17 protein-coding genes are annotated in these 15,243 nt (G+C 63.7%); 15 read left to right on the forward strand and 2 right to left on the reverse strand.

Annotated elements, in window-relative coordinates:
• Window positions 1-149 precede the first annotated feature (149 nt).
• The 4 genes from AC56KZ_RS14570 to erpA all read left to right on the forward strand — a co-directional run bounded on the left by AC56KZ_RS14570 (window position 150) and on the right by erpA (window position 3,254).
• Window positions 150-1,196, forward strand: coding sequence for a patatin-like phospholipase family protein (locus tag AC56KZ_RS14570; protein WP_497162897.1), 1,047 nt, complete (start codon window positions 150-152; stop codon window positions 1,194-1,196).
• A 56-nt stretch (window positions 1,197-1,252) separates the two neighbouring features.
• A complete protein-coding gene (gene argC / locus AC56KZ_RS14575) occupies window positions 1,253-2,290 on the forward strand; it encodes an N-acetyl-gamma-glutamyl-phosphate reductase (protein WP_497162898.1) in 1,038 nt (345 codons plus the stop codon).
• A 141-nt stretch (window positions 2,291-2,431) separates the two neighbouring features.
• Window positions 2,432-2,830 carry a bactofilin family protein gene (locus AC56KZ_RS14580; RefSeq protein WP_497162899.1) on the forward strand — a complete coding sequence of 133 codons (399 nt, stop codon included), beginning with the start codon at window positions 2,432-2,434 and terminating at the stop codon, window positions 2,828-2,830.
• Between the two features lie 55 nt (window positions 2,831-2,885).
• Window positions 2,886-3,254, forward strand: coding sequence for an iron-sulfur cluster insertion protein ErpA (erpA, locus tag AC56KZ_RS14585; RefSeq protein WP_497162900.1), 369 nt, complete (start codon window positions 2,886-2,888; stop codon window positions 3,252-3,254).
• Window positions 3,255-3,328: 74 nt separating this feature from the next.
• Here erpA and AC56KZ_RS14590 read toward each other — a convergent pair whose 3' ends face one another.
• Together AC56KZ_RS14590 and AC56KZ_RS14595 are read right to left on the reverse strand one after the other, a co-directional pair.
• Entirely contained in the window at window positions 3,329-4,453 is a 1,125-nt protein-coding gene (locus tag AC56KZ_RS14590) for an anhydro-N-acetylmuramic acid kinase (protein ID WP_497162901.1), read from the reverse strand.
• A 95-nt stretch (window positions 4,454-4,548) separates the two neighbouring features.
• The gene (locus AC56KZ_RS14595) at window positions 4,549-5,913 is read right to left on the reverse strand and encodes a M23 family metallopeptidase (protein WP_497162902.1); all 1,365 of its coding nucleotides are present in this window, start codon (window positions 5,911-5,913) and stop codon (window positions 4,549-4,551) included.
• Window positions 5,914-6,063: 150 nt separating this feature from the next.
• On the opposite strand from AC56KZ_RS14595, the gene tyrS reads away from it, so the two are divergent.
• The 11 genes from tyrS to AC56KZ_RS14650 all read left to right on the forward strand — a co-directional run bounded on the left by tyrS (window position 6,064) and on the right by AC56KZ_RS14650 (window position 15,148).
• The gene (gene tyrS, locus AC56KZ_RS14600; protein WP_497162903.1) at window positions 6,064-7,332 is read left to right on the forward strand and encodes a tyrosine--tRNA ligase; all 1,269 of its coding nucleotides are present in this window, start codon (window positions 6,064-6,066) and stop codon (window positions 7,330-7,332) included.
• Window positions 7,329-7,787 carry a D-aminoacyl-tRNA deacylase gene (dtd, locus tag AC56KZ_RS14605; RefSeq protein WP_497162904.1) on the forward strand — a complete coding sequence of 153 codons (459 nt, stop codon included), beginning with the start codon at window positions 7,329-7,331 and terminating at the stop codon, window positions 7,785-7,787. The genes tyrS and dtd overlap by 4 nt, the downstream gene beginning before the upstream one ends.
• Window positions 7,788-7,840: 53 nt before the next feature.
• Window positions 7,841-8,506 carry a YbhB/YbcL family Raf kinase inhibitor-like protein gene (locus AC56KZ_RS14610; protein ID WP_497162905.1) on the forward strand — a complete coding sequence of 222 codons (666 nt, stop codon included), beginning with the start codon at window positions 7,841-7,843 and terminating at the stop codon, window positions 8,504-8,506.
• A gap of 52 nt (window positions 8,507-8,558) precedes the next feature.
• Window positions 8,559-9,218 (forward strand): histidine phosphatase family protein, encoded by a 660-nt coding sequence (locus AC56KZ_RS14615; protein ID WP_497162906.1) that lies wholly within the window; start codon window positions 8,559-8,561, stop codon window positions 9,216-9,218.
• A 132-nt stretch (window positions 9,219-9,350) separates the two neighbouring features.
• Window positions 9,351-10,376 carry a tRNA dihydrouridine synthase DusB gene (dusB, locus tag AC56KZ_RS14620; RefSeq protein WP_497162907.1) on the forward strand — a complete coding sequence of 342 codons (1,026 nt, stop codon included), beginning with the start codon at window positions 9,351-9,353 and terminating at the stop codon, window positions 10,374-10,376.
• Between the two features lie 81 nt (window positions 10,377-10,457).
• The gene (locus AC56KZ_RS14625; RefSeq protein WP_379747209.1) at window positions 10,458-10,691 is read left to right on the forward strand and encodes a helix-turn-helix domain-containing protein; all 234 of its coding nucleotides are present in this window, start codon (window positions 10,458-10,460) and stop codon (window positions 10,689-10,691) included.
• A gap of 88 nt (window positions 10,692-10,779) precedes the next feature.
• Window positions 10,780-12,351, forward strand: coding sequence for a bifunctional phosphoribosylaminoimidazolecarboxamide formyltransferase/IMP cyclohydrolase (gene purH / locus AC56KZ_RS14630; RefSeq protein WP_497162908.1), 1,572 nt, complete (start codon window positions 10,780-10,782; stop codon window positions 12,349-12,351).
• A 110-nt stretch (window positions 12,352-12,461) separates the two neighbouring features.
• The gene (gene ruvC / locus AC56KZ_RS14635; RefSeq protein ID WP_497162909.1) at window positions 12,462-12,998 is read left to right on the forward strand and encodes a crossover junction endodeoxyribonuclease RuvC; all 537 of its coding nucleotides are present in this window, start codon (window positions 12,462-12,464) and stop codon (window positions 12,996-12,998) included.
• A gap of 19 nt (window positions 12,999-13,017) precedes the next feature.
• The gene (gene ruvA / locus AC56KZ_RS14640; RefSeq protein ID WP_497162910.1) at window positions 13,018-13,596 is read left to right on the forward strand and encodes a Holliday junction branch migration protein RuvA; all 579 of its coding nucleotides are present in this window, start codon (window positions 13,018-13,020) and stop codon (window positions 13,594-13,596) included.
• A gap of 35 nt (window positions 13,597-13,631) precedes the next feature.
• The gene (ruvB, locus tag AC56KZ_RS14645) at window positions 13,632-14,693 is read left to right on the forward strand and encodes a Holliday junction branch migration DNA helicase RuvB (protein ID WP_497162911.1); all 1,062 of its coding nucleotides are present in this window, start codon (window positions 13,632-13,634) and stop codon (window positions 14,691-14,693) included.
• Complete coding sequence (locus AC56KZ_RS14650) at window positions 14,693-15,148, forward strand: YaiI/YqxD family protein (protein WP_497163139.1); 456 nt, start codon at window positions 14,693-14,695, stop codon at window positions 15,146-15,148. Before ruvB ends, AC56KZ_RS14650 begins: the two co-directional genes overlap by 1 nt.
• Window positions 15,149-15,243 lie beyond the last annotated feature (95 nt).

Consider the following 15,243-nt stretch of genomic DNA (forward strand, 5'->3'; position numbering starts at 1 on the left):
AACAGCCTTCGGGCTGTTATTGCTGGACAGAAAGCCGCCTTCGGGCGGCTTTTTTCATGGCCCGACGGTTTTGTTGACACCGGGTAGCGAACGAGCTCGCCGTGGCCGCCAAGATAAACTATCCGCTGGACATAGCGCGGGAGCAGCGAATGACAATCGGCATCAAACGAATCAGCCTCGGGCTGCAGGGCGGGGGCTCGCTGGGCGCCTTCGGGTGGGGCGTACTCGATCGCCTGCTGGGCGAGGAGCGGCTGGAAATCGCCGCCATCAGCGGCACCAGCGCCGGCGGCGTCAATGCCGCGGTGGTGGCTGACGGCTACGCGCATGGCGGCGGCCGCGTGGGTGCACGCGCGGCCCTGGCGCGCTTCTGGCATGGCCTGAGCGGGGCGGCGTCGATGTTCAGCCCGGCGCGGCCGACGCCGGTCGACCTGGCCATCGGCGGTGGCACCCTGGCCAGCTCGCCCGGCTACCAGTTGATGCAGCTGTTCAGCGGCGTACTGGCGCCGCCGGCGTCGCCGCTCTCGATGAACCCGATGATTCCCTTGCTGGCCGGCCTGATCGATTTCGAGCGGGTGCGCGCCTGCCGCGAGATCGAGGTCTATATCCCGGCGACGAATATTCGCACCGGCAAGGGCAAACTCTTCGTGCGCGACGAACTCGACGCCCGCATGATCGCCGCTTCGGCCTGCCTGCCGTATGTGTTCACCCCTGTCATCATCGACGGCGAAGCCTACTGGGACGGCAGTTTCGTCGGCAATCCCTCGCTCTCGCCGCTGGTCGGCAAGGGACCGGTCGACCTGGTCATCGTCCAGAACAATCCGATCGCGCGACCTGGCCTGCCGATGACGATGAGCGATATCCAGAGCCGCACCAGCGAAATCGCCTTCAACATCAGCTTCGTGCGCGAGGTCAATTCGATCCGCGACGCAGGTGTGGTCCCGGATGTCGACGGCACCGGACTGGTGCCGGCGGCCGGCGTGCGCCTGCACCTGATCAGCGGCAATGAAGAGCTGCAGCGGCTCGACCTGTCGAGCAAGTTCAACACCGAACTGCCTTTCCTGCTGCGCCTGCGCGAGCTCGGCATTGCGACGGCCGAGCGCTGGCTGGACGAGAACTTCGACCGCATCGGCAAGGCCTCGACGCTCGACCCGCTGCCGGTGAACGCCCCCGAGCGCATGACGGGCACCGACGCCTGAACTGTTAAAATTACATTATTGGCCCGCACGGGCGTTCATTTTCCAGAGGATTAGACATGATCAAAGTTGGCATCGTTGGCGGCACCGGATACACGGGCGTGGAATTGCTGCGGCTGCTGGCTGTCCATCCGGGCGTGGAGCTCACCGCAATCACTTCGCGCAAGGAAGACGGCCTGCCGGTCGCCGACATGTTCCCGTCGCTGCGCGGGCGCGTGGACCTGGCCTTCTCGGCGCCCGACAAGGCCGACCTGACGGCCTGCGACGTGGTCTTCTTCGCGACCCCGCACGGCGTGGCGATGGCGCAAGCGCCGGCGCTGCTGGCCGCCGGCGTGAAGGTCATCGACCTGGCCGCCGATTTCCGCCTGAAGGACCGGGCCAGCTTCGAAAAATGGTACAAGATCGAGCACAGCGCGCCAGAGCTGATCGAGGAAGCCGTGTATGGCCTGCCGGAACTGAACCGCGACGCCATCGCCAAGGCGCGCCTGGTCGCCAATCCCGGCTGCTACCCGACCACGATGCAGCTGGGCTTCGTGCCGCTCTTGAAGGCCGGCCTGGTCGACGCCGGCAACCTGATCGCCGACGCCAAGTCGGGCGTATCGGGCGCCGGGCGCAAGGCCGAGATCGGCACCTTGTTTTCCGAGTCGAGCGACAATTTCAAGGCCTACGGCGTTGCCGGCCACCGCCATACTCCGGAAACCACGGCCCAGCTGCAGCGCTTCACCGAGCAGAAGGTCGGCCTGATCTTTACGCCGCACCTGGTGCCGATGATTCGCGGCATGCATGCGACCCTGTACGCGCGCCTGACGCAAGACATCGACGACGCCGCCCTGCAGGCCTTGTTCGAAGACGAATACCGCGACGCGCCGTTTGTCGACGTGATGCCTTTCGGTTCGCACCCGGAAACGCGCTCGACCCGCGGCTCGAACATGCTGCGCCTGGCCGTGCACCGTCCGGACGGCGGCAATACGGTCGTCATCCTGGTGGTGCAGGACAACCTGGTGAAGGGCGCCTCGGGCCAGGCCGTGCAGTGCATGAACCTGATGTTCGGCTTTGAGGAAACGACTGGACTGCAACAGATTGCCTTGCTTCCTTAAAAAGTCGAAGACTGTGGTGTTTCCTGCGAGCACGGCAGGAGCAGAGCTAGATCAAGGTGGCAACTGTTCAGATCGGTAAATTGACCGATGCACTGATTGGTTTGTGCATCGTTCTCTTTTCTATCTCACAGGGGTGCCACCATGTTCGGTCGCAACGTAAAAAGCGAAATTGACAGCCTGATCGGCATTGCCGCCCGTATCGAGGGGGACCTGTGCTTCAGCGGCGGTCTGCGCATCGATGGCGAGGTTCACGGCAACGTGATCGCCGCCGAAGGTGCGGGCAGCGTCCTGATCGTCTCGGAGCACGCACGCATCGAGGGCGAGGTGCGCTGCGCCAACCTGGTGGTTAACGGTTTCATCGCCGGCTCGGTGCATTCGACGGAACTGCTTGAATTACAGCCGAAAGGCCGCATACATGGAGATGTCCATTACAAACTGCTGGAAATGCACGGCGGCGCGCTCGTGACCGGCAAGCTGACGCACCAGCCGGCGGGCGAACCGGTGTTTCATCTGGCAGTGGCGGAAGCTTCGGGAGCGTGAGCACCCCGAACCGTCTATAATGGAATAAATTTGAATCCAATCAGGAGTTTATCCCATGACAGCAGTGGCCGAAGCAGTTGACTTTGACACCATCCCGACCCCGATCGTCTTCACCGACAGCGCTGCTGATAAAGTGGCCCAGCTGATCGAGGAAGAGGGCAATCCCGACCTCAAACTGCGCGTCTTCGTGCAGGGCGGCGGCTGCTCGGGCTTCCAGTACGGCTTCACCTTCGATGAAATCGTCAACGACGACGACACGACCATGGAGAAGAACGGCGTGCAGCTGCTGATTGACTCGATGAGCTACCAGTACCTGCTCGGCGCCGAAATCGACTACAAGGACGATCTCGAAGGCGCCCAGTTCGTCATCAAGAACCCGAACGCCACCAGCACCTGCGGCTGCGGCTCGTCGTTCTCGGCGTAAGCTGAAGCAGGGCAGGCAGTAAAAAGAATCCGGGCGCTGCCCGGATTTGTTTTTGTGCGCGCAGTGACATCGGCTCACGCCGGATACAGCGCCCCCAGCACCCGCAAGCCCTTCGCCCCCGTCACCGCCGGCATATTGCCCGGCTGGCGCTGGTTGAAGCGGTAGCCCAGCCAGGCAAACGCCAGCGCCTCGACGCGGTTCGGGGCAATGCCCAGCAGCGCCGTCGATTCGACCGGGATCCGGCCTCCGAGCGCCGCCGCCAGACTGCGCAGCAGGGCGCTGTTGTAGGCGCCGCCACCACAGACATACACCGCGTCGACCGCCACACCTTCATCCAGGATGGCGCGCGCGATCGTCTGCGCCGTCAGCGCCACCAGCGTCGCCTGGACGTCGGCTGGCGCCAGCTCTCCAAAGCGCGCCAGCCGGGCGTCGAGCCAGGCCAGGTGGAACAGGTCGCGCCCGGTGCTTTTTGGGGCGCTCTGGCGGAAATAGGGCTCGTCCAGCAGGGCGGCCAGCAGGGTTTCGTCCACCTTGCCGCTCGCGCCCCAGGCGCCGTCGTCGTCGTATTCCTGGCCCTGGTGGCGGCCGATCCAGCCGTCCAGCAGCACATTGCCCGGCCCGGTGTCGTAACCGCTCACGCGGCCGTCCCCGTGCAGCACGCTGATGTTGCCGATGCCGCCGATATTCACCACCACCCGCGTCGTCCCGGGCTTGCCGAAGGCGGCCGCGTGGAAAGCCGGCACCAGCGGCGCGCCCTGGCCGCCGGCGGCGACGTCGCGGCTGCGAAAATCGGCAATGACGTCGATGCCGGTCAGTTCCGCCAGCAGCGAGGGATTATTCGTCTGGCGCGTAAAACCCAGTTCGGGGCGGTGGCGGATGGTCTGGCCGTGCACCGCCACCGCCGCCACCGGACTGGCCGCCTGCGCCACCAGGGCCGCGACACAGGCGGCATAGCTGTGCGCCAGGCCGTTGGCGGCGATCGCTTCGCGTTCGATCTCATTGTCGCCGTTTGCCTGCAGCGCCATCAGCTCGGCGCGCAAGGCGGCGGGGAAGGGCACGAAGGCCGCCTCGATGCTGCGGATGGCGCCGTTGCCGAAGTCGGCCAGCACGCCGTCCACGCCGTCGAGGCTGGTGCCCGACATCAGGCCGATATAGAGGAAAGAAGGGCGGGAAGATGCGAGAGAGGAAGAAGTCGTCATGTGCACATCTTAAAGCATGGCGCGGCGGGCGCCCCAATGAAAAACGCCTTCCGCGCCGTGAAGCGGGGAAGGCGTCGAGCTGGTCCGGCTTGCGCTTAGCGGGCAGCCATGGCGTTGCCGCCCGGAGTCAGCAGCGAGAAGCGGTGATTCATGTCCGCTGCGGCCATCTTGAAGCGGGTCATTTCGCCGGCGTTCAGCGGCGCGGCCATCAGGTTCTTCAGCGTGTTCGGATCGCGTGCAACATTACCGACGCGGAACTCGTAGTGCAGGTGGGCGCCGGTCGACCAGCCGGTCGAGCCGACAAAGCCGATCACCTGGCCCTGGCTGACTTTTGCGCCCTTGCGCAGACCGCTGTTGAAGCGGCTCAGGTGGGCGTAGGCTGTGCTGTAGTTCGACCAGTGCTTGATGACGACCATGTTGCCGTAACCGCCAGACACACCGGCGAAGTCGACCGTACCGTCGCCCGAAGCGCGGATCGGGGTGCCGGTCGAGGCGGCGTAGTCGATGCCCTTGTGGGCTTTCCACTGGCCCGAGATCGGGTGGATGCGGTTCGAGAAGCCCGACGAGACGCGCGAGAATTCCAGCGGCGACTTGAGGAAGGCTTTCTTCAGCGATTTGCCGTCGAGGCTGTAATAGCTGCCCTGCTTGGTGACCGGGTCTTCGAACCACACGGCCTGGTGGCTGACGCCGCGGTTGATGAATTCGCCGGCGAGGATGCGGCCGGTCTTGACCAGTTCGCCGTCGAGCCAGAAGGTTTCGTAGACGACATTGAAGCGGTCGCCGCGTTTCAGGTCGCCGCGGAAGTCGATATTGGTGGAGAACATCTGCACGATTTCGCCGACCACCGAATCCGGGATCGAACCGCCGTCGACGTTCGCGTCGGTGGCCGAGTACAGCGAGGAGCTGGTGATTTCGCGCGAACGCATTTCGACGCGGCGCTCGAGCTTGGCAGGGACTTCGCTGGCGCTGAACTTGTCGCCGTTGCGGGCGATCGTCAGCGTCGTCGGAGCCTGGCTCTTGTCGACCAGGGTGGCGCGCAGCGACAGCAGCAGGCCGTTCTCGTCGGTCTCGGCTTGCAGGCGCTTGCCGTTTTTCAGGGTCAGGATGCGGCGCGCAACCTTGTTCGAACGAATGAACTTTTGCGCTTCAGCGTCTTCCACGCCCAGGCGGCCGAGCATCGTGCCGAGGGAATCGCCGGCGCGGACGCGTTCTTCGTGGATGAATTGCTGCTCGTCCTGCTGGAGAGCGGCGATCTGGTCGGAGAGGTTGGGCAGGGCCAGGTCCTCGGCGACAGACTTGACCGGCACGCTTGGGTCGTCCTGGGCGATCGGAGCGGTGGCCACGGCGCCGAATGCGCAGAAAGCCAGGCCGAGGGCGCCAGCGCCGAGGATACGGGCCTTGCGGCTCGTGTTTGCCAGGCTGGTCGAGATCTTGCCGGTGATTTTATAGATAGGGTTCATGCAATCAGTTAAAATTTGCCGCTTGAACTTAGGACGCTATTTTTCTTATTGATTTAAAAAGTTCTCTGCAGGCAAGATTGATGGGATCGCGAATTATACCAAAATACGCGCGCCTACAACTGCTTTAGCCAAATTCCTACAAAAAAACCTATGACAGACTTGACGTCTTGTAGTACTAACAACGCCGTTTCCGCTGCCCCTGCCAAGGTGTTTTCCGACAAAGTGCAGGAGGCGCTCGCCGTCACGAAACGTGGTGTCGACGAGCTGCTCGTCGAGAGCGAATTTGCCCGCAAGCTGGAGCGCTCCGAAGCGACCGGCGTACCGCTGCGTATTAAATTAGGCGCCGACCCGACCGCGCCCGACCTGCACCTGGGCCATACCGTGGTGCTGAACAAGCTGCGCCAGCTGCAAGACCTGGGTCACCAGGTAATCTTCCTGATCGGCGATTTTACGTCGATGATCGGCGACCCCTCGGGCCGCAATGCCACACGGCCACCGCTCACCCGCGAGCAGATCGAGGAAAACGCGAACACCTATTTCCGCCAGGTTGCCCTGATCCTCGACGAAGGACGCACCGAGCTGCGCTACAACTCCGAGTGGTGCGACCCGCTCGGCGCGCGCGGCATGATCGAGCTGGCCTCGCGCTACACCGTGGCGCGCATGATGGAACGCGACGATTTCACCAAGCGCTACAAGAGTGGGACACCGATTGCAGTGCATGAGTTCCTTTATCCGCTCATGCAAGGCTATGATTCGGTCGCTTTGAAGGCCGACCTTGAGCTGGGTGGAACCGACCAGAAGTTCAATTTGCTGGTCGGCCGCGAACTGCAGAAAGATTATGGGCAGGAGCAGCAGTGCATCCTGACCATGCCCCTGCTCGAGGGCCTCGATGGCGTCGAAAAGATGTCGAAGTCGAAGAATAACTACATCGGCATCACCGAGGCGCCAAATACGATGTTCGCCAAGCTGATGAGCATTTCCGACCTCATGATGTGGCGCTATTTCGAGCTGCTGTCCTTCCGCCCGATGAGCGACCTGGCGGCCCTGAAGGCGGCCGTCGAGGGCGGCGCCAACCCGCGCGACGCCAAGGTGGCGCTGGCGCAGGAAATCGTCACCCGCTTCCACTCGCAGCAGGCGGCAACGGACGCGCTGGCCGATTTCGTCAACCGTTCCAAAGGCGGCATCCCGGACGAGGTGCCGGAAGTGGCGCTGGCGGGCGCCCCGCTCGGCGTGGCCCATCTGCTCAAGGCGGCCGGCCTGTGCGCCTCGACCTCGGAGGCGATGCGCATGGTGGACCAGGGCGGGGTACGCATCGACGGTACGGTCGTGAGCGACAAGAACCTGCAGGTCGACGCCGGCAGCTTCGTGCTGCAGGTCGGCAAGCGCAAGTTTGCGCGCGTCACCTTCAGCAAGGCATGATCGCTCTGCTGCAACGCGTTACCCATGCCAGCGTCGTGGTGGACGGCGCCACGGTCGGCGCCATCGAGGCCGGCCTGATGGTGCTGCTGTGCGCCGAAAAGGGCGACACCGAGCGTGAAGCCGATGCCTTGTTGAACAAGCTGCTCGGCTACCGCGTGTTTTCCGACGAGGCCGGCAAGATGAACCGCAGCGTCGTCGACACCGGCGGCGCACTGTTGCTGGTGCCGCAGTTCACGCTGGCGGCCGATACCCGTTCCGGCACCCGGCCCTCGTTTTCGCCCACCGCCGGCCCGGCCGACGGGCTGCGCCTGTTCGACCATGTCGTGCGCCAGGCGCGGCATCGCCATCACAAGGTTGAAACGGGTCAATTTGGCGTCGACATGCAAGTGACGCTGACGAACGATGGCCCGGTGACAATCTGGCTGCGTGTTGATCCGGTCGATATTTCACGTTGAAACCCCTGGCGCGCCCTGCGGTCAATACCATTGAGGCCCACCGGGAGTCTGCGATGAATATCTGGAGTGATTCGTTTACCGAAGGCGGGCTGATCCCGCCTGAGTGCGCGTTCGCGGTCATCGACCCGAAAACGCATGTACGCTTGTCGAACAACCGCAATCCCCACATCGCGTGGGAAGACGTGCCGGCCGGCACCCAGTCGCTGGTCATCCTGTGCCACGATCCCGACGTTCCCGCCGAGGGCAGCGAGGTCAACAAGGAAGGCAGTCTGGTGCCCGAAGCGGCCAGGCGCACCGATTTTTACCACTGGACGCTGGTCGACATCCCGCCCAGCCTGAAGGCCATCGGCGAGGGCCAGTTTTCCGACATGGTCACGCCGCACGGCAAGCCTGGCCCGAACGTCTCTTTCCTGGTGCGCAACGGCACCGAACATCAGTTGCGCCAGGGCGTCAACGACTACACCGGCTGGTTCGCGCGCGACCCCGCCATGGCTGGCGACTACTACGGTTACGACGGCCCTTGCCCGCCCTGGAACGACGAGCGCGTCCACACGTATGTGTTTACAATCTACGCACTCGACGTCGCCGAGTTTCCGCTCGAGGGACGTTTCGGCGGCCAGGAAGCGCGTCTCGCGCTGATGGGCCATATCCTCGACGAGGCGCAGATTTTCGGGATTTATTCGCTCAACCCGGAAATCGCGCCCACGCTTTCGGTGTAACTCTCTATATATATAACGACGCTGCCCCGAGGTTCGGGCACATTCGAACCTCATGCATACTCATTCCACTACCCGGATCACGCTGATCCGCCACGGCGAAACCGCCTGGAACGCCGAGCGCCGCCTGCAGGGCCACCTCGATATCGACCTCAACGCCGAAGGGCGGCGCCAGGCGCATGCGCTCGGCGCGGCGCTGGCCAACGAAGCGAATACCTTCGATCTGCTCGTCGCGAGCGACCTGGCGCGCGCCGCCCAAACCGCGAAAGCGCTGGGCGAAGCACTGCACCTGCCCTTGTATATCGACGGCCGCCTGCGCGAGCGCTGCTATGGCGGCTTCGAAGGCTTGCTGTATTCGGACATCGCTGCCCGCTACCCGCGCGAGTTTGCCGCCTGGCAGGGGCGTGATGTCGATGGTACTTTGCCGCCGGGCCAGAATCTTGGCGAAACCTTTCGCGAGTTCCATGACCGCGTCGTGCCCGCCATCCTCGGCTGGGCGCATGACAATCCCGGCAAGTCGCTGCTGCTTGTGACCCACGGCGGTGTGCTCGAATGCGCCTACCGCGCCGCGCTCGGCCTGTCGCTCGATACCCCGCGCGACTTCAAGGTGCTCAACGCCAGCATCAACCGCTTCAGCGTGCAGGACGGCAAGCTGGTGCTGGAGAGCTGGGGCGAAGTCGAACATCTGAAAACCGCCGTGCTGGACGATGTTTGATAACGGGTTCTTGTCCTCCTGTCCATAGTGAAATATCCCGTTCGCTACAGTTCGGGAAAAATTTTGCCGCTTAATTGAGCAGCGCTTGGGGTAAAATAGCGGGTTCCCGTCCATTCTTCTCCTGTTCCCTCCGTGCAAATAGGCCCGTATACGCTGCGCAATAACGTCTTCGTCGCACCCATGGCGGGTGTGACGGACCGCCCATTCCGCCAGCTGTGCAAGCAGTTGGGGGCGGGCTATGCCGTGTCGGAAATGGCGGCGTCGAACCCGCGCCTGTGGGCCAGCGAAAAGACCAGCCGCCGCACCGACCACGCGGGCGAGATGGAGCCGAAGGCCGTGCAGATTGCCGGCGCCGACCCGCAGGACCTGGCCGATTGCGCCCGCCACAACGTCGAGCGCGGCGCCCAGATCATCGACATCAACATGGGCTGCCCGGTAAAAAAGGTGTGCAACAGCTGGTGTGGCTCGGCGCTGTTGCAGCACGAGGACCTGGTCGAGCGCATCCTGCATGCGGTCGTGCGCGCCGTGGACGTGCCGGTCACCCTGAAATTTCGCACAGGCTGGGACCGCCAAAACCGGAACGCGCTGACCATTGCGCGCATGGCCGAGCAAGCAGGCATCCAGATGCTGACCCTGCACGGGCGCACCCGCGCCGACGGCTACAAGGGCGAGGCCGAATACGACACGATCCGCGCTGTCAAAGCGGCGGTCGGCATTCCGGTGGTGGCCAATGGCGACATCACGACCCCGGAAAAGGCGAAATTCGTACTCGACTACACGGGCGCCGATGCGATCATGATCGGCCGCGCGGCCCAGGGCCGGCCCTGGATCTGCCGCGAGATCGACCATTATTTGCGTACCGGCGAACACTTGCCGCCGCCCATGGTGGAAGAGGTGCGCGCGCTGATGAACGAACACCTGCCGGCGCATTACGCCTTCTATGGCGACTATGTCGGCGTACGCAGCGCGCGCAAGCACATCGGCTGGTATGTGGAAGACTTGCCGGGCGGTGAAGATTTCCGCCAGCGCATGAATCTGCTGGAAACGACGGGCGAACAATTGGCGGCGGTGGATAATTTTTTCCGATCCCAACTTCGCCATGGCGAGCGGTTACAATACCGGCCCGCCTTGCCTGTCGAACAGGCAATCGCAGCATAAATAGTTAAAACAACAAAAACGATTTGGGGACACCGCCGAACTAGCGGCGGAGCAATCACTAACCAGGATGAAGCAGCAGACATGAGCAAAGAGAGTATCCAGGAAGTTGTTCAGAAAAGCCTTGAGGATTATTTCAATGACCTGGGCGAGCAAAAACCCTCGAACATCTATGACATGATGGTCATGACGGTCGAGAAGCCGATCCTGGAGGTGGTGATGACGCGCGCCGACGGCAACCAGTCGCACGCCGCCCAGATGCTGGGCATCAACCGCAATACTTTGCGCAAGAAACTGCAAGAGCACGGACTGCTCTAAGCCTTTACCGGCACGCGTGGCCGCGTGGGCGCGGCCAGCAGGGCGCGCCGGGAATCCGTACCGAATTCTCATCAACAGTGGCCACCCCATGATCAAACAAGCTCTCATTTCCGTCTCCGACAAGACCGGCGTGCTCGATTTCGCACGCGCGCTGTCTGCGCTCGGCGTGAATATCCTGTCCACCGGCGGCACCGCCCGGCTGTTGCAGGAAAACGGCGTGCCGGTGACGGAAGTTGCCGACTACACCGGCTTCCCGGAAATGCTCGACGGCCGCGTCAAGACCCTGCACCCGAAAGTCCACGGCGGCATCCTCGCGCGCCGTGACTTCCCGGAGCACGTGGCCAAGCTCGACGAGCACGGCATCCCGCAGATCGACATGGTCGTGGTCAACCTCTACCCCTTCCAGGCCACCGTCGCCAAAATTGACTGCTCGCTGGAAGACGCCATCGAAAACATCGACATCGGCGGCCCGACCATGCTGCGCTCGGCGGCCAAGAACCACCGCGACGTGGTGGTGGTGTGCGACCCGGCCGATTACGAACGCGTGCTGGTGGAGATGAAAGGCGGCGAGGTGAGCTACGACACCAAATTCATGCTCGCCAAAAAAGTCTTTGCGCATACCGCGCAATACGACGGCGCCATCACCAACTACCTGACCAGCCTGGGCGAAGACAAGGCGCACGGCACGCGCATGAGCTATCCGCAGGTCATCAACATGAGCTTCGAGAAGGTGCAGGACATGCGCTACGGCGAGAACCCGCACCAGGGCGCCGCCTTCTACCGCGACCTGGCGCCGGTCGAAGGCGCGCTGGCCAACTACCGCCAGCTGCAGGGCAAGGAACTGTCGTACAACAACATCGCCGACGCCGACGCGGCCTGGGAATGCGTCAAGTCGCTGGGCGGCTTCGAGCATCCGGCCGGCTGCGTGATCGTCAAGCATGCCAACCCCTGCGGCGTCGCGATCGGCCTCGACGCCCTCGACGCCTACACCCGCGCCCTGCAGACCGATCCGACCTCGGCCTTCGGCGGCATCATCGCCTTCAATGTCGAAGTCGATGGCCGCGCCGCCGAAGCGCTGGCGAAACTGTTCGTCGAAGTGCTGATCGCACCCGCGTTCACCGAAGAAGCGCGCCGGATCATGTCGGCCAAGCAGAACGTGCGCCTGCTGGAGATTTCGCTTGGTAGCGGCCAGAACGCCTGGGACGTGAAACGCGTCGGCGGCGGCTTGCTGGTGCAGGCGCCCGATGCAAAAAACGTCGGCATCGACGACCTGCGCGTGGTGTCCAAACTGCAGCCAACCCAGCAGCAACTGCAAGACCTGATGTTCGCCTGGCGCGTGGCCAAGTTCGTCAAATCGAACGCGATCGTCTTCTGCGGCAACGGCATGACGCTGGGCGTCGGGGCAGGGCAGATGAGCCGCATCGATTCGGCCCGCATCGCTTCGATCAAGGCCCAGAACGCCGGCCTGTCGCTGGCCGGTTCGGCCGTGGCCTCGGACGCCTTCTTCCCCTTCCGCGACGGCCTCGACGTGGTGGTCGACGCGGGCGCGACCTGCGTCATCCACCCGGGCGGCTCGATGCGCGACCAGGAAGTGATCGATGCGGCCGACGAGCGTGGCGTGGTGATGGTGTATACGGGGACGCGGCATTTCAGGCATTGATCTGTAAGGCAGGCACGTAATGGAGCCCACCGGGCTCCATTACCCCACGCTACTGTGTTTTTCCACAGTATTTTTCCCACGACCCCTGCTGGCCGGTATACCATTCGATAATGATTATTCTCGGCATCGACCCAGGCCTGCGCACGACCGGCTTCGGGGTTATTGAAAAACACGGCAGCAAGCTGCGCTACATTGCCTCGGGCACCATCAAGGCCGGGATGGAGGGCGCCTTGCCGCCACGCCTGAAGATCATCCTGGCCGGCGTGCGCGAAGTCGTCGCCACCTATGGGCCGGATTGCGCGGCCATCGAAAAAGTATTCGTGAACGTGAATCCGCAATCGACACTGCTGCTGGGCCAGGCGCGCGGCGCGGCGATCTGCGCATTGGTCGGCGCCGACCTTGAGGTGGCGGAATATTCGCCGACCCAGATCAAGCAAGCCGTCGTCGGCAGCGGCAAGGCCGCCAAGCCCCAGGTGCAGGACATGGTCGCGCGCCTCCTGAAACTTTCCGGGCTGCCCGGCAGCGATGCCGCCGACGCGCTCGGCGTGGCGATATGCCACGCGCATACCTGCGATACGCTGGCGCTGGTCGGCGCGCTCAGCCCGCAAAAGACCGCGCTGCGCATGAAAAACGGTCGCCTCGTCTAACCGAAAAAAAAGGTCAAGCATGATTGGTCGCATCTCCGGAATTCTGCTGGAAAAAAATCCACCGCAACTGCTGGTCGATTGCCAGGGCGTCGGCTACGAAGTCGACGTGCCGATGAGCACTTTCTATAACCTTCCGCACACCGGCGAAAAGGTGGTGCTGTTCACCCACCAGGCGATCCGCGAAGATGCCCATTTGCTGTTCGGCTTCGGCAGCGCCGGCGAGCGTGCGCTGTTTCGCCAGCTGATCAAGATTACCGGTGTCGGCGCCCGCACCGCACTGGCGATCCTGTCCGGCATGACGGTGGCCGACCTGGCCCAGGCCGTCACCTTGCAGGAATCGGGGCGCCTGGTGAAGGTGCCGGGCATCGGCAAGAAGACCGCCGAGCGCCTGCTGCTGGAGCTGAAGGGCAAGGTCGGCGCCGATCTTGGCATTGTTGGCGGCGCGCCGCGCGACCATACCGAATCCGACGTGCTCAATGCATTGCAGTCCCTGGGGTATTCTGACAAGGAAGCGCTATTGGCCATCAAGAATCTGCCGGCCGGTTCGACCGTGTCGGACGGCATCAAGTTTGCCCTGAAAGCGCTGTCGAAGCCCTGAAGCCCTGAAGCGCCGTTTGCAATCGAAGATAAAACATGAGCATCCAGACCGATAATTTCACCGAGCAGCGCGTCATCGACGCCGCTCCCAGTTCGCCCAACGAGGAAGCGATCGAGCGCGCCTTGCGTCCGAAGCAGCTCGACGAATACGTCGGCCAGGAAAAGATCCGCGACCAGCTCGAAATCTTCATTTCGGCCGCGCGCAAGCGCAAGGAAGCGCTCGACCACACCCTGCTGTTCGGCCCGCCGGGCCTCGGTAAAACCACGCTGGCGCACATCATCGCGCGCGAGATGGGCGTGAACCTGCGCCAGACCTCGGGCCCGGTGCTCGAGCGCCCGGGCGACCTGGCCGCCATCCTCACCAACCTCGAGCCGAACGACGTGCTGTTCATCGACGAGATCCACCGCCTGTCGCCGGTGGTCGAGGAAATCCTGTACCCGGCGCTGGAAGACTACCAGATCGATATCCTGATCGGCGAAGGCCCGGCCGCGCGTTCCGTGAAGCTCGACCTGCAGCCCTTCACGCTGGTCGGCGCCACCACCCGCGCCGGCATGCTGACCAACCCGCTGCGCGACCGCTTCGGCATCGTCGCCCGCCTCGAGTTTTACAACGTCGATGAACTGACCAAGATCGTCACCCGCAGCGCCGCGCTGCTGGGCGCGCCCATCAATGACGACGGCGCGCGCGAAGTGGCGATGCGCGCGCGCGGCACGCCGCGTATCGCCAACCGCCTGCTGCGCCGCGTGCGCGACTACGCGGAAGTCAAAGCCAACGGCGACATCACCAAGAACATCGCCGACCTGGCCCTCAAAATGCTCGACGTCGACTCGGTCGGCTTCGACGTGATGGACCGCAAACTTCTCGAAGCGGTGCTGTTCAAATTCGGCGGCGGGCCGGTCGGCATCGGCAACCTGGCCGCCGCCATCGGCGAAGCGGCCGACACCATCGAAGACGTGCTCGAACCGTATTTGATCCAGCAGGGCTACCTGCAGCGCACCCCGCGCGGGCGCATCGCCACGCCGGCGGCCTACCTGCACTTCGGCGTCGCCGCGCCGCGCATCAGCCCGACGGGCGACCTGTGGGACAACCTGCAGTGATGCAGATCTGGGTCGATGCCGACGCCTGCCCGGGCGTCATCAAGGACATCCTGTACCGGGTTGCCGAGCGCACGCAAATCCCCGTGACCCTGGTGGCGAACCAGCTGATGCGCGTGCCCGGCTCGAAATACATCCGCGCGCTGCAGGTGCCGAGCGGCGCCGATGTCGCCGACCTCGAGATCGTCGAACGCCTGGCGCCCGGCGACCTGGTCGTCACCGGCGACATTCCGCTGGCGGCGCTGGTGCTGGAAAAGGGCGGCTTCGCCCTGAATCCGCGCGGCGATTTTTATACGAAGGACACCATCGCCCAGCAGCTGACGATGCGCGCCTTCATGGAAGAATTGCGCAGCGGCGGCGTCGACACCGGCGGCCCGCCCGCCTTCAGCCAGGGCGACCGCCAGGCTTTTGCCAACGCCCTCGACCGGCACCTTGTGCGACAAAGGCCACGCAACTGAGCACGCACATGACATTTGTAATGTAAATATCATGGCAGCCGCGTCTGGCGCGCCTGCCCCCAAATTCGGATACTCGCCCCATACCAACCTGGGAG

It is taken from the genome of Telluria sp. LT2P34, assembly GCF_059685915.1.